Source organism: Pseudomonas sp. HLG18, from assembly GCF_051903985.1.
Taxonomy (GTDB): Bacteria; Pseudomonadota; Gammaproteobacteria; order Pseudomonadales; family Pseudomonadaceae; genus Aquipseudomonas; species Aquipseudomonas fluorescens_BT.
In genome coordinates this window covers 3,515,688-3,533,325 of the sequence record NZ_CP195831.1, presented here as the reverse complement: position 1 = coordinate 3,533,325, position 17,638 = coordinate 3,515,688, and the positions used below count along the sequence as shown (strand labels likewise).

General features: G+C 61.1%; 15 protein-coding genes. 8 read left to right on the top strand and 7 right to left on the bottom strand.

The annotated features are described in order from the left end of the window. Positions 1-151 precede the first annotated feature (151 nt). Positions 152-3,046 (bottom strand): ribonucleoside-diphosphate reductase subunit alpha, encoded by a 2,895-nt coding sequence (locus ACSPX5_RS16215; RefSeq protein ID WP_085730400.1) that lies wholly within the window; start codon positions 3,044-3,046, stop codon positions 152-154. A 734-nt stretch (positions 3,047-3,780) separates the two neighbouring features. Here ACSPX5_RS16215 and ACSPX5_RS16210 point away from each other — a divergent pair. Then, positions 3,781-4,503, top strand: a complete 723-nt coding sequence (locus tag ACSPX5_RS16210) for a response regulator (RefSeq protein WP_096818051.1) — start codon at positions 3,781-3,783, stop codon at positions 4,501-4,503. Beyond that, positions 4,500-6,110, top strand: coding sequence for an ATP-binding protein (locus ACSPX5_RS16205; RefSeq protein WP_169431495.1), 1,611 nt, complete (start codon positions 4,500-4,502; stop codon positions 6,108-6,110). The genes ACSPX5_RS16210 and ACSPX5_RS16205 overlap by 4 nt, the downstream gene beginning before the upstream one ends. 6 nt (positions 6,111-6,116) lie before the next feature. Here ACSPX5_RS16205 and ACSPX5_RS16200 read toward each other — a convergent pair whose 3' ends face one another. Beyond that, the gene (locus ACSPX5_RS16200) at positions 6,117-6,842 is read right to left on the bottom strand and encodes a 4'-phosphopantetheinyl transferase family protein (protein ID WP_207867616.1); all 726 of its coding nucleotides are present in this window, start codon (positions 6,840-6,842) and stop codon (positions 6,117-6,119) included. 84 nt (positions 6,843-6,926) lie between these two features. Next, positions 6,927-7,718: a dienelactone hydrolase family protein gene (locus ACSPX5_RS16195; protein ID WP_439819902.1), complete on the bottom strand. Its 792-nt coding sequence runs from the start codon at positions 7,716-7,718 to the stop codon at positions 6,927-6,929. A 206-nt stretch (positions 7,719-7,924) separates the two neighbouring features. Here ACSPX5_RS16195 and ACSPX5_RS16190 point away from each other — a divergent pair, with 206 nt between their 5' ends. Then, positions 7,925-8,602: a response regulator transcription factor gene (locus ACSPX5_RS16190; RefSeq protein ID WP_169431492.1), complete on the top strand. Its 678-nt coding sequence runs from the start codon at positions 7,925-7,927 to the stop codon at positions 8,600-8,602. Continuing rightward, the gene (locus tag ACSPX5_RS16185; RefSeq protein WP_207867618.1) at positions 8,599-9,945 is read left to right on the top strand and encodes an ATP-binding protein; all 1,347 of its coding nucleotides are present in this window, start codon (positions 8,599-8,601) and stop codon (positions 9,943-9,945) included. Before ACSPX5_RS16190 ends, ACSPX5_RS16185 begins: the two co-directional genes overlap by 4 nt. A gap of 4 nt (positions 9,946-9,949) precedes the next feature. On the opposite strand, the gene ACSPX5_RS16180 is transcribed toward ACSPX5_RS16185, so the two are convergent. Beyond that, positions 9,950-10,948 carry an AraC family transcriptional regulator gene (locus ACSPX5_RS16180; protein WP_439819901.1) on the bottom strand — a complete coding sequence of 333 codons (999 nt, stop codon included), beginning with the start codon at positions 10,946-10,948 and terminating at the stop codon, positions 9,950-9,952. Positions 10,949-11,302: 354 nt separating this feature from the next. Between ACSPX5_RS16180 and ACSPX5_RS16175 the strand changes: the two genes are divergently transcribed. Together ACSPX5_RS16175 and ACSPX5_RS16170 are read left to right on the top strand one after the other, a co-directional pair. Further along, a complete protein-coding gene (locus tag ACSPX5_RS16175) occupies positions 11,303-12,637 on the top strand; it encodes a dicarboxylate/amino acid:cation symporter (RefSeq protein WP_323160626.1) in 1,335 nt (444 codons plus the stop codon). Between the two features lie 145 nt (positions 12,638-12,782). Next, entirely contained in the window at positions 12,783-13,964 is a 1,182-nt protein-coding gene (locus ACSPX5_RS16170; RefSeq protein WP_439819900.1) for a CaiB/BaiF CoA transferase family protein, read from the top strand. A gap of 36 nt (positions 13,965-14,000) precedes the next feature. On the opposite strand, the gene ACSPX5_RS16165 is transcribed toward ACSPX5_RS16170, so the two are convergent. Together ACSPX5_RS16165 and ACSPX5_RS16160 are read right to left on the bottom strand one after the other, a co-directional pair. Then, complete coding sequence (locus ACSPX5_RS16165; protein ID WP_207867626.1) at positions 14,001-14,495, bottom strand: SprT family zinc-dependent metalloprotease; 495 nt, start codon at positions 14,493-14,495, stop codon at positions 14,001-14,003. Between the two features lie 158 nt (positions 14,496-14,653). Continuing rightward, entirely contained in the window at positions 14,654-15,256 is a 603-nt protein-coding gene (locus tag ACSPX5_RS16160) for a Yip1 family protein (protein WP_007917515.1), read from the bottom strand. Between the two features lie 289 nt (positions 15,257-15,545). Between ACSPX5_RS16160 and ttcA the strand changes: the two genes are divergently transcribed. Together ttcA and ACSPX5_RS16150 are read left to right on the top strand one after the other, a co-directional pair. Then, positions 15,546-16,370 carry a tRNA 2-thiocytidine(32) synthetase TtcA gene (gene ttcA / locus ACSPX5_RS16155; protein ID WP_439819899.1) on the top strand — a complete coding sequence of 275 codons (825 nt, stop codon included), beginning with the start codon at positions 15,546-15,548 and terminating at the stop codon, positions 16,368-16,370. Positions 16,371-16,438: 68 nt separating this feature from the next. Beyond that, on the top strand, positions 16,439-17,113 hold the full coding sequence (locus ACSPX5_RS16150) for a DNA-3-methyladenine glycosylase I (protein ID WP_085683575.1): 675 nt from the start codon (positions 16,439-16,441) through the stop codon (positions 17,111-17,113). Between the two features lie 99 nt (positions 17,114-17,212). Here the strand turns inward: ACSPX5_RS16150 and ACSPX5_RS16145 are convergent, their stop codons facing one another. Beyond that, positions 17,213-17,638 (bottom strand): DUF2069 domain-containing protein, encoded by a 426-nt coding sequence (locus ACSPX5_RS16145; protein WP_011335491.1) that lies wholly within the window; start codon positions 17,636-17,638, stop codon positions 17,213-17,215.

Sequence of the window (17,638 nt, the reverse complement as noted above, 5' to 3'; positions counted from 1 at the left end):
AACGCTCATTGTGGTGAGTGGTGGAAAGGCAAAGCTGGGGTGGTGAGGGCGTTTTTGCTTTTTTCGCGGGCAAAAGAAAACCCCCGACAAACCGGAGGTCTGTCGGGGGTTTCTCGAATCGGGCGTTTCGCAACGCCCGATTCAGCTCAGCTTACTGGCAAGCTTCGCAATCCGGCTCGTCGATGGCGCACGCCTTCGGCACTGGAGCAGGGCCGGCAGGCGCTGCCAGGACCGAATCGTCACCGTGGTTGCCGCCGCTGGAAACAGCGTTCAGCTTGCCGGTGTTGATGGTCGACTTCTCGGTGCTGGTCGCGGCCAGGGCACGGAGGTAATAGGTGGTTTTCAGACCACGGTACCAGGCCATGCGGTAGGTCACGTCCAGTTTCTTGCCCGATGCGCCGGCGATGTACAGGTTCAGCGACTGGGCCTGGTCGATCCACTTCTGACGACGGCTGGCGGCGTCAACGATCCACTTGGTGTCCACTTCGAACGCGGTCGCGTAGAGCTCTTTGAGTTCCTGCGGGATGCGCTCGATCTGCTGAACCGAACCGTCGTAGTACTTCAGGTCGTTGATCATGACCGAATCCCACAGACCGCGAGCCTTCAGGTCGCGAACCAGGTACGGGTTGATCACGGTGAATTCGCCCGACAGGTTCGATTTCACATACAGGTTCTGGTAGGTCGGTTCGATCGACTGCGAGACGCCGGTGATGTTGGCGATGGTCGCGGTCGGTGCGATGGCCATGATGTTCGAGTTACGGATGCCTTTCTGAACACGGGCGCGAACCGGTGCCCAGTCCAGGGACTCGGTCAGGTCGACGTCGATGTACTTCTGGCCACGTGCTTCGATCAGGATCTGTTGCGAATCCAGCGGCAGAACGCCTTTGGACCACAGCGAACCCTGGAACGTCTCGTACGAGCCGCGCTCGTCAGCCAGGTCGCAGGAAGCCTGGATCGCGTAGTAGCTGACCGCTTCCATCGACTTGTCGGCGAACTCGACAGCAGCGTCGGAACCGTAAGGGATGTGCTGCAGGTACAGCGCGTCCTGGAAGCCCATGATGCCCAGGCCGACCGGACGGTGGCGGAAGTTGGAGTTCTTCGCCTGCGGTACCGAGTAGTAGTTGATGTCGATCACGTTGTCGAGCATGCGCACGGCGACGTCGATGGTGCGCTTGAGCTTGGCGGTGTCCAGCTTGCCGTCGACGATGTGGTTCGGCAGGTTGATCGAGCCCAGGTTGCAGACCGCGATCTCGTCCTTGTTGGTGTTCAGGGTGATCTCGGTGCACAGGTTCGAGCTGTGAACGACGCCGACATGCTGCTGCGGGCTGCGCAGGTTGCACGGGTCCTTGAAGGTCAGCCATGGGTGGCCGGTTTCGAACAGCATCGACAGCATCTTGCGCCACAGGTCTTTGGCCTGGATGGTCTTGAACAGCTTGATCTTGCCCGGGTACTCGGTCAGGGCTTCGTAGTACTCGTAGCGCTCTTCGAAGGCCTTGCCGGTCAGGTCGTGCAGGTCCGGTACTTCGGATGGCGAGAACAGGGTCCACTTGCCGTCATCGAAGACACGCTTCATGAACAGGTCAGGGATCCAGTTGGCGGTGTTCATGTCGTGGGTACGACGACGATCATCACCAGTGTTCTTGCGCAGCTCGATGAACTCTTCGATGTCCATGTGCCAGGTTTCCAGGTAGGCACACACAGCGCCTTTGCGCTTGCCACCCTGGTTGACGGCGACGGCGGTGTCGTTCACCACTTTCAGGAACGGAACCACGCCTTGCGACTTGCCGTTGGTGCCCTTGATGTACGAACCCAGTGCACGAACCGGCGTCCAGTCGTTGCCCAGGCCGCCGGCGAATTTCGACAGCATGGCGTTGTCGTGGATCGCGTGGTAGATGCCCGACAGGTCATCCGGCACGGTGGTCAGGTAGCAGCTCGACAGCTGTGGACGCAGGGTACCGGCGTTGAACAGGGTCGGAGTCGATGCCATGTAGTCGAACGAGGACAGCAGGTTGTAGAACTCGATCGCACGGTCTTCTTTCTGCTTCTCTTCGATCGCCAGGCCCATGGCCACGCGCATGAAGAAGATCTGCGGCAGTTCGAAGCGCACGCCATCCTTGTGGATGAAGTAACGGTCGTACAGGGTCTGCAGGCCCAGGTAGGTGAATTGCTGGTCGCGCTCGTGGTTGATCGCCTTGCCCAGTTTTTCCAGGTCGAAGGAGGCCAGCACAGGGTTCAGCAGTTCGAACTCGATACCTTTGGCAACGTAGGCCGGCAGCGCCTTGGCGTAGAGGTCGGCCATCTCGTGGTGAGTGGCGCTCTCGGCCACGCCCAGGAAGCCCAGGCCTTCGGCGCGCAGGGTGTCCATCAGCAGGCGGGCGGTCACGAACGAGTAGTTCGGCTCGCGCTCGACCAGGGTACGCGCGGTCATTACCAGCGCAGTGTTGACGTCGTTCAGGGCCACGCCGTCGTACAGGTTCTTCAGGGTTTCGCGCTGGATCAGGTCGCCGTCGACTTCGGCCAGACCTTCGCAGGCCTCGGTCACGATGGTGTTCAGGCGGCCCATGTCCAGTGGCGCGAGGCTGCCGTCGGCGCGGGTGATGCGGATCGACGGGTGCGCCTGAACCGGAGCATCGGCGGTGGTGCGGGTGGCGCGCTCTTTGGAGCGGGCATCGCGGTAGATCACGTAGTCGCGAGCCACTTTCTGCTCGCCGGCACGCATCAGGGCCAGTTCGACCTGATCCTGGATTTCTTCGATGTGGATGGTGCCGCCCGACGGCATGCGACGCTTGAAGGTCGCGGTGACCTGTTCGGTCAGGCGGGCAACGGTGTCGTGGATTCGCGACGAAGCGGCAGCAGTGCCGCCCTCAACTGCGAGAAACGCTTTGGTGATAGCGACGGTGATCTTGTCATCGGTGTAAGGAACGACAGTGCCATTACGCTTGATCACGCGCAGTTGACCAGGCGCGGTGGCAGCCAGATCCGAATTCGAATCGGCGGCCTGCGGCAAGGTGCCCTGCGGGTTCTCGCGAGTTGTGTCGGTTTGCATGGGTGTCTCCACGTTCTCTATGTTTGTTTGGGCACCATCACGGTGCCCACCGTTCCGTCCTGAAGCACTACGACCGGCCAGCGCCGGGTAACGACTTCGGGACAGTTCAGGAAGGGAGCCTTGTGGGCGCCGCTTCCATGCCGAAGTCTTCGGTTCGCGCGATACGCGTGAAACCGCATTCCTTTCGGGGAGCAGTTTGGAACTGCAACACCCGTACCGTTTACGCCGTGATCGGCTGAAAAACGGTAGCCATCCGCAGGCGCGGTTTGGGCTTCTCAAAATACGTTTGGTTCAACCCGACAATGGCAATAAAAAGCCTTGAATTCACTGTCCGGTTTGTGTTTGGTTTTTTGCGTCAAACCCTATATGTAGGGTTTTTTTGAGCGCGGGCTACAAGATAATGCGTTTTGGGGGGCGATTGCAATGGACAGCCTGTGGATAACCCTGTGCGTAAATTGTGTGCGAAACAGGGAAAACCTTTGTAGGCCGTGAACCTGCTGAGCTAGACCGTTTGTCACTGTTTTTCAGTCGGGAAAAACGCTTCAGCGGATTTTTAAGGGCGCGAACCCTATCACAAAAATCCGCCTTGTCCGAACGCATTTACCGACTTGTGTTCTGGCTGTACGCCGTTTATACAATCGGCCCGTGCGCACGCATTCTTATCCTCCTTAAAGATGACAAAAAGACGGGAGGATCCTTCCTTTATAGGCAGCATCGGCAAGCAGAGGTCACTCGTGGAGCAAGAAGCCTGGCAGGTATTGATAGTCGAGGACGACCAGCGTCTGGCCGAACTGACCCGTGAATACCTGCAAGCCAACGGATTGCGCGTGGAGATCGAAGGCAACGGCGCACTGGCGGCGGCGCGGATCATCAAGGAACAGCCGGATCTGGTGATCCTCGACCTGATGCTCCCCGGCGAAGACGGCCTGAGCATCTGCCGCAAGGTGCGCGACCAGTACGACGGACCGATCCTCATGCTGACCGCGCGCACCGACGATGCCGACCAGATCCTCGGCCTCGACATCGGCGCCGATGATTACGTGTGCAAACCGGTGCGTCCACGGCTGTTGCTGGCGCGTATCCAGGCGTTGTTGCGACGCAGTGACGCACCGGAGCCGGCGTCGGGCAAACCTCGTCGTCTGCAGTTCGGCCCTTTGGTGGTCGACAACGCCTTGCGCGAGGCCTGGCTGAGCGACAGCGGCATCGAGTTGACCAGCGCCGAATTCGACCTGTTGTGGCTGCTGGTATCCAACGCCGGAAGGATTCTGTCGCGGGAAGAAATCTTCACCGCGCTGCGCGGCATCGGTTACGACGGCCAGGACCGCTCGATCGATGTGCGCATCTCGCGCATCCGCCCGAAGATCGGCGACGACCCCGATCACCCGCGCCTGATCAAGACCGTGCGCAGCAAAGGCTATCTGTTCGTGCCTGAAGCCTGCGTAGAACTGCCACTGTGAACTCGATCTTCCTGCGCATCTACGGCGGCATGTGCGCGGCGCTGATTCTGGTGGCGGTGCTCGGCGTACTGGCGCTGCACCTGCTCAATCAGGTGCGCAGCGAGCAATACCGCGAGCGCCTTGCCCACGGCACGTTTTCCCTGATGGCGGACAACCTGCAGCCGATGAACGAAACCGAGCGTCACCGTGCCTTGCTGGTCTGGGAGCGGCTGCTGGGAATTCCGCTGGCATTGAAAACCTTCGCCCAGACCGATCTCGATCTCACCCAGCGCACCCGCGTGCAGCGCGGCCAGGCACTGGTCGAACAGACCGGGCCGCACGCGGCAAAGGTCTACCGGATGGTCAGCGACAAGGAGCAGCTTGTGCTGGTGGGCGAGGTGCAGCAGATCAGCGAGCAACTGGCCCGGGCGACGATCTACCTGCTGGCCGATGAACTGGTGCGGGTGCCGGTGGGTGAACAACCCAGACGCCTGGCGCAATTAAAGGAAGAGAAAGGGTTCGGCTTCGACCTGCGACTGGTCACCGTGGACGAGGCCGACATGGACGAAGACCAGAGCCGTCGTGTGTCGGAGGGCGATACGGTGATGGCGCTGGGCAAGGGCGGTGATTCGATCCGGGTGTTCGCCGGGATGGTCGGCACGCCGTGGGTGCTGGAAATCGGCCCGCTCTATCAGATGAATCCGTACCCGCCGCAATGGCTGGTGCTGATTGCGGCATTGGGTCTGACCCTGATCGGTCTCATCGTCTATTTACTGGTGCGTCAGCTCGAGCGGCGCTTGCGTGGTCTCGAAGCGGCGGCCACACGCATCGCCAAGGGCAGCCTGGAAACTCGCGTGCCGGCGCGCGGTGCCGACTCGGTGGGAAAACTGGCGGCCGCGTTCAACGGCATGGCCGAGCATCTGCAGCAATTGCTGGCGATCCAGCGTGAGCTGGTGCGCGCGGTGTCCCATGAGTTGCGCACGCCGGTGGCGCGCCTGCGGTTCGGTCTGGAAATGATCGGCTCGGCCACCACGCCGCAGGCCCTGGAGAAATACCGTGAAGGCATGGACCACGATATCGAGGACCTCGATAAGCTGGTGGACGAAATGCTCACCTATGCGCGGCTGGAGCAGGGCTCGCCGGCCTTGACGTTCCAGCGTCTGGACCTCGATGCGCTGGTCAATCAGGTGATCGAGGAACTGGCGCCGTTACGTGCGGATGTCATCGTGCAGCGCGGTCTGTGCCTGTCGGCGGCCGATTGTGATGGCGCCTGGGTCGAGGCCGAGCCGCGCTTCCTGCACCGTGCCTTGCAGAATCTGGTGAGCAACGCCATGCGCCATGCGCGCTCGAAGGTCACGGTGAGTTATCAGGTCGGACAGATGCGTTGCCGGGTGGATGTCGAGGACGACGGTCCCGGTGTGCCGGAAAGTGCCTGGGAGAAAATCTTCACGCCGTTTCTGCGGCTGGACGACAGCCGTACCCGGGCGTCCGGTGGGCACGGGTTGGGGCTGTCGATCGTGCGGCGGATCATCCACTGGCATGACGGCCGGGCGCTGATCGGCAAGAGCAAGAGTCTGGGCGGGGCGTGTTTCAGCCTGAGCTGGCCGCGAAATCAGGAGCGACGCTGAAGCGGCTCAAGCCTGGATGCTGACCAGACTCAACAACTGCCCGTCGTGTACCCCGAACTGTGCGTCCAGTTCGGTCCCGTTGCGCCATTCGCTGGACAGGTCCGTCAGCAGTCGCAGCCGTACCTGACCCTGTTCGGTCCATTCGAGCATTTCGGCGTGCTCGAAATAGAAACGCTTCTGGACGATCGGGTACAGCGCCTTGAACAGGCTTTCCTTCACCGAAAATGTCAGGGTCACCCACAGCGCCAGTTGATCGCGGGCGCCGGCGGCCATGCGCTGCATTTCTGGCGGGGTGAGAATTTCTCCGGCCAGCCGCTCGGCCCGTTCGGCGTTGAGCAGGTTTTCCAGGTCCATGCCCAGCCCGCGCCAGTGTTGCTTGTTGGCGACAATCGCCGCCGCCCGGCCGGTGCTGTGGGTGATCGAGCCGCAGATGTGTGCCGGCCACACCGGTGCGCGATCCTCGCCAATCGCCGGAACATTGCTTGAACCTTCCAGTTGTTGCAGCGCGGCTCGGGCGCAAATCCGCCCCGCCAGAAACTCCGCCTGACGCTTGGCCACCGAACGCTGGATACTCGGCGGCGGTTCGATGGCACTGCGGCGGAAGTCATCGCCGAGCAGTTGCGACGGGTCGAAGTGGGTGCTCAGCAGCACGGTGTCCGGCAGCACGATCGGCAATGGCCAGTGGGCATCGAGCGGGGTGCAGCAAGCGGGGAGGAGAGGGCTGGAATTCATGGCGGGCATTTTGCCGGGTTGCTTTGAGGCTGGATAGTGCGCAGGCGTGGAACGTTCCCGCGCAGGGCGCGGGAACGAGTGGACTCAGCCAAAGATTTTCTTGAAGAAGGCCTGCATGTCCGCCCAGGACTTTTCGTCCGCGGCCTTGTTGTAACCGATATCCGGGCCACCGTGATCGCCATGGCTCAGGCGATCCGCGTCGGGGTTGGTGAAGCCATGCTTGGCGCCGTCGAGGCTGACGAATTGATAGTCGGCGCCGGCCTTGTCCATTTCAGACTTGAATGCCGTGACGTTGTCGGCAGTCACCATGCTGTCCAGTGCGCCGTGCTCGACGAGGATCTTCGACTTCACGCTGCCCGGTGTCGCCGGGGTCTTGGTGGCCAGTGCACCGTGGAAACTCACTACGCCGGCCAATGGCACCCCCTGGCGCGCCGCATTCAACACCACGCCTCCACCGAAGCAGTAACCGATGGCGGCCAGCTTGCCGGTGTCGGTCTGTGGCTGCTTCTTCAGCAGGTCGAGGCCGGCCTCGAAGCGTTTGCTGGCAGCATCGGCGTTCTGCGTGGCCGCCTGCATGAACGCCATCGCGTCCTTCGGGTGCTCGGTATTCTTGCCTTCACCGTACATGTCGATAGCCAGCGCGCTGTAGCCGAGCCCGGCGAGATCCCGGGCGCGGCGCTTGGCGTAGTCATTCAGCCCCCACCATTCATGGACCACTACCACGCCGGGACGAGGGCCCTTGATCGCGTCGTCATAGGCGTAATAACCGATCAGTTTCGTGCCATCGGCGCTCTGATAAGGTATTTCCTGAGTCTTGATCGCCGCCGCGCTGAGGCTGCTGAAGGCGAGCAGGGTGAGGGCAAGGAACAGGCGCATGATCGGGTCTCCTGACAGTAAAAGGTCAAGACAGCCTAGTTCATTTGATTGCGCCCGGGTTCAGGGTGCGTTCAGGGCAGGTACAGGCCGGGTTCAGTAATCTTGAGCCACGTGCGAGGGATGAAATGAACAGAACCCTCAAAAGCGGCAGTACACCGTTGTCGCAGGTATGCTGTTGCAGATGCTGATTGGCCCGGGAGAGTGTCATGAAACTGTTGGTCGTCGAAGATGAAGCGCTGTTGCGCCATCACCTGCAAACCCGCCTGACGGAAAGCGGTCACGTGGTCGAGTCCGTGGCCAATGCCGAAGAGGCGCTGTATCAGACCGGGCAATTCAATTTTGACCTGGCGGTGATCGACCTTGGCCTGCCGGGCATGGGCGGGCTCGATCTGATCCGCCAGCTGCGCCAGGACGGCAAAAGCTTTCCGATCCTGATCCTCACCGCCCGTGGCAACTGGCAGGACAAGGTCGAAGGCCTGGCTGCCGGTGCCGACGATTACCTGGTCAAGCCGTTCCAGTTCGAAGAGCTGGAAGCGCGGCTCAATGCGCTGTTGCGTCGTTCCAGCGGCTTTACCCAGTCGACCATTGTCGCCGGTCCGTTGTTACTCGACCTCAATCGCAAGCAGGCGACCCTCGATGAGCAGCCGTTGGCTCTGACCGCCTACGAATACCGGATTCTGGAATACCTGATGCGCCATCACCAGCAAGTGGTGCCCAAGGATCGCCTGATGGAGCAGCTCTACCCGGACGACGACGAGCGTGATCCGAACGTGATCGAAGTGCTGGTCGGGCGTCTGCGGCGCAAGCTTGAAGGCACGGCCGGGTTCAAGCCGATCGACACGGTGCGCGGGCTCGGCTATCTGTTCAATGAGCGCTGCACTTGATCCGTTCGCTTCGCGTTCGCTTGATGCTGGCCGCCACGACGTTGGCGGTGTTGTTCATGCTCGCCCTGCTTCCGGCGATGCAAGGGGCGTTCAGTCTGGCGCTGCAGGATTCCATCGAGCAGCGCCTGGCATCGGACGTCACCACACTGATTTCCGCGGCACGGATTGAAAACGGTCGGCTGGTGATGCCGATGCAGTTGCCGGACGAGCGATTCAACCTCGCCGACTTCCGTCTGCTCGGCTACATCTACGACCGCGAAGGTCATCTGGTCTGGCGCTCGAAAGCGACCCAGGAAGAGCAGATCAACTACAAACCGCGTTACGACGGGATGGGCAGCGAGTTTGCGCGGATTCGCGAAGCCAGCGGTCAGGAGTTCTTCGTCTACGACGTCGAGGTCAAACTGCTCGGTGGCAAGAATGCGGCGTTCAGCATCGTCGCGCTGCAACCGGTGCGTGAGTACGAAACCACCCTCGAAGGCCTGCGGGAAAACCTCTACCTCGGTTTCGGCGCGGCGCTGCTGGTCTTGCTTTCGTTGCTGTGGATCGGCCTGACCTGGGGCCTCAAGGCGTTGCGCCGGCTCAGCCAGGAACTGGACGAAATCGAAAGCGGCACCCGCGAAAGCCTCACTGAACAGCACCCCCGTGAGCTGTTGCGTCTGACCGGCTCGCTCAACCGCTTGCTGCACAGCGAGCGCCAGCAACGCAGCCGTTACCGCGACTCCCTCGACGATCTGGCCCACAGCCTGAAAACCCCGCTGGCGGTCTTGCAGGGGGTCAGTGAAGACATGGCCCAGCGTCCCGAAGATCGCGATCAGGCCTGGGTGCTGCAAACCCAGATCGAACGCATGAGTCAGCAAATCAGCTACCAGTTGCAGCGCGCGAGCCTGCGCAAAAGTGGTCTGGTGCGCCATCAGGTACGCTTGCGCCCGGTACTCAAAAGCCTGTGCGATACCCTGGACAAGGTCTACCGCGATAAACACGTACGGGTGGCGTTCGACCTGCCGGAGCACTGCTATGTGCCGATCGAGCAGGGCGCCTTGCTGGAGATGATGGGCAACCTGCTGGAAAATGCCTATCGCCTGTGCCTGGGCGAAGTGCGCATCAGCGTGCGCGAAACCCTGGCCGGGATCGAGTTGTGCATCGAAGACGACGGCCCCGGTGTTCCGGAGCATCAGCGGGCGCGGATCCTTGAGCGGGGAGAGCGTCTGGATCGCCAGCACCCGGGGCAGGGGATCGGCCTGGCGGTGGTCAAGGACATCATCGAGAGCTACAACGCGAAACTGACACTGGGGGATTCGCCGATGGGCGGGGCGGCGTTCAGGATTCATTTTCCGGCGATGTGACCGCCTACTGTTCCTGCGCCCGATAAGCCCCCGGTGTCAGCCCCGTCCATTTCTTGAACGCCCGATGAAACGCCGACGGTTCGGAAAACCCGAGCTGTTCGGCGATCTGTTGCAACGACAGATCGGCCCGCCCCAGGTGATAAATCGCGATGTCCCGCCGCAGTTGATCCTTCAATTCCTGAAAACTGGTGCCTTCCTCGCGCAAATGTCGGCGCAGGGTTTGCGGACTGATGTGCAGGTGCGTGGCCACCGCTTCCAGGTCCGGCCAGCGCGCGCTGTCATGGCTGAGCAGGCGGCGCAATCGGCTGCTCAGGCTGTTGCCGTCATCCGGGCGAGACAACAGGTCGGCGGGGGAGCGTTCGAGGAAATGCTTGAGGGTGCGTTCGTCCTGCAGCAGCGGCATGTGCAGATAGCGACTGTGAAACACCAGGCTGCTCTGGGAGGCGGAAAACGCCAGCGGGCAGGAGAACAGCAAATCGTATTCAGCCCCGTGCGCCGGTTTCGGGTAGCTGAAACCGGCCTGTTCCAAGCGAATCCGCTGGCCGATCAGCCAGCTGCCGAGGCGGTGCCAGATCACCAGCAGGCTCTCGCTGAGAAAGTGATCCGGGTCCCACCATTGCGCATCGTCGAGGCTCAGGCGTACCCATTCGTCTTCATGGGTCAGCGTCAGGCGCGGGGCATCTGGGAATAGGCTATAAAACAATAAGCCGCGTTGCAGAGCCTTTTCCAGGCTGCGGCAATGAATGATGGCGTGGCACATCATGGCGAAGCTGCCGGGTTTGCTCGGCGCGTTGCCCAAGCCCAGGTATTCGTCGTCCAGGGCCAGCCACAGGTTCTGGATCAGTTGGGTGAATTGCTCCGGTGCGATCCGCGCGCGCGGTTCGTCGAGCAGTTCGGGGCTGATGCCCAGTTGCTGCAGCAGGTCCGAATAGTCGTAACCCGAGCGCCGCGCGCCACCGAGGGCGGCGCGGGCAAAGTGACTGGCGATGGTGCGTTCGCGCATGGGCGGCAGATCCTTCCTCTGGCCGACCGATGGTAGCGGCTGCCTTTGATCGGTAACAAGGCGGATTTCCGCCAAATTGTAGGACGAGGTCGGGCGAGTTGGCGGAAATCCGCCACACTTGAGTAACCGAACGGTGACACAGAAAAACCCGTATCCCCTGATATCAAAAGGCTTGCAGCGATTTGCACCAAAGTGGCACGACGTTTGCGATAAGAGCAACAGAAGCGTGCGCCGAGCCGGTCCGGAACAGCGCCGTTCGACACAACAAATCCCTCCAGTGCAGGAGGGTTCGCAATTCAAGTGTCGCGTACAACAGATGGATGTTGCCGCGCGGGACTCTTGAGGAACTTTGCAATGACGACTCGTCAGCCACTGTACAAATCCCTGTATTTCCAGGTGATCGTCGCAATTTGTATCGGTATCGCGCTCGGTCACTACTACCCGCAGTTCGGTGTGGCCGTAAAGCCGCTGGGTGACGGGTTCATCAAACTGATCAAAATGATCATCGCCCCGATCATCTTCTGCACCGTAGTCAGCGGCATCGCCGGCATGCAGAACATGAAATCGGTCGGCAAGACCGGCGGTTACGCACTCCTGTACTTCGAAATCGTTTCGACCATTGCCCTGCTGGTCGGCCTGATCGTGGTCAACATCGTGCAACCGGGCAACGGCATGCACATCGACGTCAGCACCCTCGACGCCTCGAAAGTCGCCACCTACGTACAGCAAGGTGCTGACCAGAGCGTCGTCGGCTTCCTGCTCAACGTGATCCCGACCACCATCGTCGGCGCGTTCGCCACCGGTGACATCCTGCAAGTGCTGATGTTCTCGGTGATCTTCGGTTTCGCCCTGCACCGCCTGGGTGCCTACGGCAAGCCGATCCTGGACTTCATCGATCGCTTCGCCCACGTGATGTTCAACATCATCAACATGATCATGAAGCTCGCGCCAATCGGTGCCTTCGGTGCGATGGCCTTCACCATCGGCGCCTACGGTGTCGGCTCGCTGGTGCAGCTGGGTCAACTGATGGCGTGCTTCTACATTACTTGCCTGGCGTTCATCCTGATCGTGCTCGGCGGTATCGCCCGCATGCACGGCTTCAGCGTGCTGAAGATGATCCGCTACATCCGTGAAGAACTGCTGATCGTGCTGGGTACTTCCTCCTCGGAATCGGTACTGCCACGCATGCTGATCAAGATGGAGCGTCTGGGCGCGAAGAAGTCGGTGGTAGGTCTGGTGATCCCGACCGGCTACTCGTTCAACCTTGACGGTACCGCGATCTACCTGACCATGGCGGCCGTGTTCATCGCTCAGGCGACCGACACCCACATGGACATCACTCACCAGATCACTCTGCTGGTGGTGTTGCTGCTGTCCTCCAAAGGCGCCGCCGGTGTGACCGGTTCGGGCTTCATCGTGCTGGCCGCCACCCTGTCGGCGGTAGGTCACCTGCCGGTGGCCGGTCTGGCGCTGATCCTGGGTATCGACCGCTTCATGTCCGAAGCCCGCGCCCTGACCAACCTGGTCGGCAACGCCGTTGCCACCATCGTTGTGGCCAAGTGGGTCAAGGAACTGGACACCGACGTGCTGCAATCCGAGCTGGCCTCCGGCGGTCGCGGTATCTCCGACGAGCGTGAAGAAGATGACCTGGGCGTGGCCGAAGGCCCGACCCCGAGCAATGTGAAGTAAGCATCGCTTGAATGGAAAAACCCGCTTCGGCGGGTTTTTTCTTGCCTGCGTTTTGAGCGCAACGGTCAGTGCAACTGATGCATCCGGTAATTGCCCCATCGCCGACGGCTGCCTAGGCTGCATGCATCGTTGATGGAGATCGCCCATGTCTGCACCGCTGGCCTCACTGAAGATTCTGGATTTCTCGACCCTGCTGCCGGGACCGTTCGCCTCACTGCTGCTGGCGGACATGGGCGCCGAAGTGCTGCGCATCGAATCGCCGACCCGACTCGACCTGGTGCGGGTCTTGCCGCCCCACGATCACGGCGTCTCGGCCAGTCACGCCTACCTGAATCGCAACAAGCGCAGCCTGGCACTGGACCTCAAACAGCCCGAGGCGCTGGAGCTGGTCAAGCGGTTGCTGTCGGACTACGACATCGTGCTGGAGCAGTTTCGTCCCGGCGTGATGGAGCGGCTGGGGCTGGGTTACGAGGCGCTGAAGGCGATCAATCCGAGACTGATTTATGTCTCGATCACCGGTTACGGCCAGACCGGGCCGTTCAGGGACCGCGCCGGCCACGACATCAACTATCTGGCGCTGGCCGGGCTCTCCAGCTACACCGGGCGCGCCGACAGCGGGCCGTTGCCGCTGGGCATGCAGGTGGCGGATATCGCGGGTGGCTCGCTGCACGGGGTGATCGGTCTGCTGGCAGCGGTAATCTCTCGCCAACAGACCGGGCAGGGCACGCACCTGGACGTGAGCATGACCGACTGTGCGTTCAGCCTGAACGCCATGGCCGGCGCCGGGTATCTGGCCTGCGGCGAGGAACCGGGCCGGGAGGATCAGATGCTCAATGGCGGCAGTTTCTATGACTATTACCGTTCCCGGGACGGGCGCTGGATGTCGGTGGGCAGTCTGGAACCGGCCTTCATGCAGCCATTGTGTGCGGCGCTGGGCCGGCCGGAACTGGCGGCGCAGGGTTTGTCACCCAAGCCCGAGCAACAGCGCGCGCTCAAGGACGCCTTGAAGATCGAGTTCGAGAAGCACGACTTTGCTGAACTGTGCGAGCTGTTCGCCGGGATCGACGCCTGTGTCGAACCGGTGTTGAACCTGGGCGAGGCGGTGCAGCATCCGCAATTGCAGGCCCGGGAACTGGTGACGCAGGTGCCCCGTGGCGATGGCTCTGTGCAGGCGCAGATGGCGTGTCCGCTGAAGTTTTCCGAAGCGTTGCCGGCGCCTCGATATGTCGGTGCGGCGCTGGGGCAGCATACGGATCAGGTGTTGGGGGAGTTGGGTTTAAGTCCTGAGCGGATTGCCGAACTGCGTGCCGCGAAAGTGGTTTTATAGATCGTTCCCACGCTCTGCGTGGGAACGAGGTGGGGCTTACTCGACCCGCGTTTCGCCACTGAACACCAGCGTGTTGCGACAGCGTCGGCACAAATACCGCCGCCCCTGTCTGACGAGGCTATGGCGCTGCGCCGAAAACGGAAAATCGCTGTCCGCACACGGGCATTTGTAGATGTAGCGGGTCACGCTTCGGCGTTTGATTTCATAGGTGTGGCAGCGGTCCGGCGGCAGCTCGTAAACGCCGCGCATGATCAGTTGCCACTCCTCGCCGTGGGGCTGGATGCGATCGCCGAACAGTTGATGGGCGATCAGGTGCGCGACTTCATGGGCCACGGTCTGCTTGAGGAAGTGTTCGGCGTTTTCCCGGTACAGCTGCGGATTGAAGCGCAGCAGGTTCTCGTGCAGATGCGCGACCCCGGCTTTTTGCCCGCGCAGCTTGAGGCTCACCACGGGGCGTTTGAAAGGACGTTTGAAAAAGGATTCAGCGAGTTGGAAACAGTCTTCGACGCGGGTATTGAGTTGCTCGGGCATGCTTGATGGATCTCCAGAGGTTTGGAGTATGCCGCAACCGTCCATTCTTGCGAATCACCCGTCTGCCGAATGGTCGCGACGTCTGTTTCAGGCATGAGAAGGCCGCCTTGCGGCGGCCTGTGTTGGCGGATCTTGTTCTTCTCGGAAGGAACCGGTCGCTAATTGGTGTAGACGGGGCCCACGCCCAGTCCCCAGACAATCACGGTAAACGCCATGATGGCCACCAGCACCACCAGACCCACCGCCAGCACCGAACTGGAGAACAGGAAACCCTCATCGGACGGAATGTTCATGAAGGTCGGCAGCCCCACGTACAACAGGTACACCGTGTAGCAAATGGCCGCTGTGCCGACGATCATGCCCAGCCACATGTGCGGATAGAGCGCCGCCAGGCCGCCGACGAACAACGGTGTCGCGGTGTAAGTGGCAAACGCGACGCAACGGGCCAGGCTCGGGTTGGCGTCATAGGTGCGGGCCATCCAGTGCACGAAGGCACCCATGACCGCGACCCCGCCGAGCATTGCCAGGTACGACATGACCGTCATCCAGATTGCGCTTTCGACGGTGAGCATGACCGGCGCGCGGTTGCCGATCACCCAGCCGACCTGGGTGGTGCCGATAAACGCCGAAACAGCGGGGATCGCCGCCAGAATCAGCGTGTGCGTCAGGTACATGTGGCTGATGCTTTCTTCCTGGTCGCCACGGATTTCCTTCCATTCCTGATCGGGGTGGGTAAAAAGTCCCACTACGTGATGGATCATGCCAGTCACTCCTCTCGTTATTGCCATCGCCCCCCAGCGGAGCGCCTACGGGCCAATGTGGCCGAGCAAATACAGGTCTTCAGATTGTGTGCGACCTTATGTCGCAGTATAGAAAGGTCTTAACCGCACAGGTATTAGGGTCTTAGAGCAAATCGCGCTGTAAACCGGCGGGGTAATCGCGTCGGGGTCTGTGCAAGCGGGCATTCGAGGGGGCGACAACCTGTGGCCACAAGCCAAGTGTTTTTGCGTAAAATGCCCGCCTTTCGTCACACCTCACGGATTTCGCGTCATGGGCACTCTTACGGTCAACCAGAACAAACTGCAAAAGCGCCTGCGCCGCCTGGCCGGCGAAGCGGTCGCCGACTTCAACATGATCGAAGACGGCGACAAGGTCATGGTCTGCCTGTCCGGGGGCAAGGACAGCTACACCATGCTCGACGTGCTGATGCACCTGCAGAAGGTTGCGCCGATCAAGTTCGATATCGTCGCCGTGAACATGGACCAGAAGCAGCCGGGTTTCCCCGAACACGTGCTGCCGGCCTACCTCAAAGAGCTGGGCATCGAGTACCACATCGTCGAGAAGGATACCTACTCGGTGGTCAAGGAGCTGGTGCCGGAAGGCAAGACCACCTGCTCGCTGTGCTCGCGGCTGCGTCGCGGCACGCTGTACACCTTCGCCGACGAAATCGGTGCGACCAAAATGGCTCTCGGTCATCACCGCGACGACATCGTCGAGACGTTTTTCCTCAACATGTTCTTCAACGGCAGCCTCAAGGCCATGCCGCCCAAGCTGCGCGCCGATGACGGGCGCAACGTGGTGATCCGTCCACTGGCCTACTGCAACGAGAAAGACATTCAGGCCTATTCGGACTTCAAGCAATTCCCGATCATTCCGTGCAACCTCTGCGGTTCTCAGGAAAATCTGCAACGTCAGGTGGTCAAGGAAATGCTCCAGGACTGGGAGCGCAAGACCCCGGGCCGTACCGAGAGCATTTTCCGCAGCCTGCAGAACGTGATCCCGTCGCAACTGGCTGACCGTAACCTGTTTGACTTCACCAGCCTGAAGATCGACGAGACGGCGGCTTCGCGATTCGTCAACGTGGTGAACCTGTAAGCGATCTGATCGCTCGAAAGAAACGGCGCTCGCGGGCGCCGTTTTCAATTCATTTTTTAGGAGAGGGCATGCGCGACTACAAGTGGCTGCACGAATACTGTCTGAACCGCTTCGGTTCGGCGGCTGAACTGGAAGCCCATCTGCCCGTTCCCAAGACCCCGGCGCAATTGCGCAAGATCAGCGACGACCGTTACCTCTCGACCATGGCCCTGCGGGTGTTTCGCGCCGGCCTCAAGCACAGTCTGGTGGACGCCAAGTGGCCAGCCTTTGAAGAAGTGTTCTTCAAGTTCGACCCGGAAAAGGTCGTGCTGATGAGCGCCGAACACCTTGAGCGGTTGATGCAGGATGCGCGGATCATCCGTCACCTGGGCAAGCTCAAAAGCGTGCCGCGCAATGCGCAGTTCATTCTGGACGTCGAGAAAGAGAAGGGCAGCTTCGGCGCGTTGCTGGCCGACTGGCCGGTGACCGACATCGTCGGTTTGTGGACGTACCTGAAAAAGCACGGCCATCAATTGGGCGGGCTGTCGGCGCCACGCTTCTTGCGCATGGTCGGCAAGGATACGTTTGTGCCGAGCTACGACGTGGTCGCGGCGCTGAATGCGCAAAAGATTGTCGACAAGGTGCCGAGCAGTCTGCGGGATCTGGCGACGGTGCAGAATGCGTTCAACCAGTGGCATGAAGAGAGCGGTGGACGGCCGATGAGCCAGATCTCGATGATGCTGGCCTATACCGTTAACCATTGAGACTGAGTCGCCCGCATCGCTAGCAGGCTAGCTCCCACAGAAGATTTGTGAATAACGCAGATTCAGTGTGGGAGCCAGCCTGCTGGCGATGGCGTTGTGTCAGGCGACGGAGACTTCGCCTTCGCCCGCCAGCTTGCGATTCAACTGATACCGCCACCGCACATACAGCAGCGCCGAGCAGAACACCGCCAGACTGGCGATCATCTCCAGCACGCCAAACAGCTGACGGCTCGGGTCATACGCCGCCAGCGCGCCCTTGATGAAATACAGATTCACCACAAAGCACATCCACGAATGCCCGCGTGCGCTGCCCATGATCATGCCCGGTGCGAGCACAATCCACGGGATCAGTTCGATCAGCAGAATCACCCACGGCCGCGCGCCATGCAGGTCGGCGAACACCAGGTAATAAGCGGCGAGCAATCCGGCCAGGCCGAAAAAGCACAGCAGACTGATCACCCGCATCGCCCGTACCCGTGGCTCCAGCCATTCGACGGCGGGCAGGACTTTCGGCTTTCTGGCCAT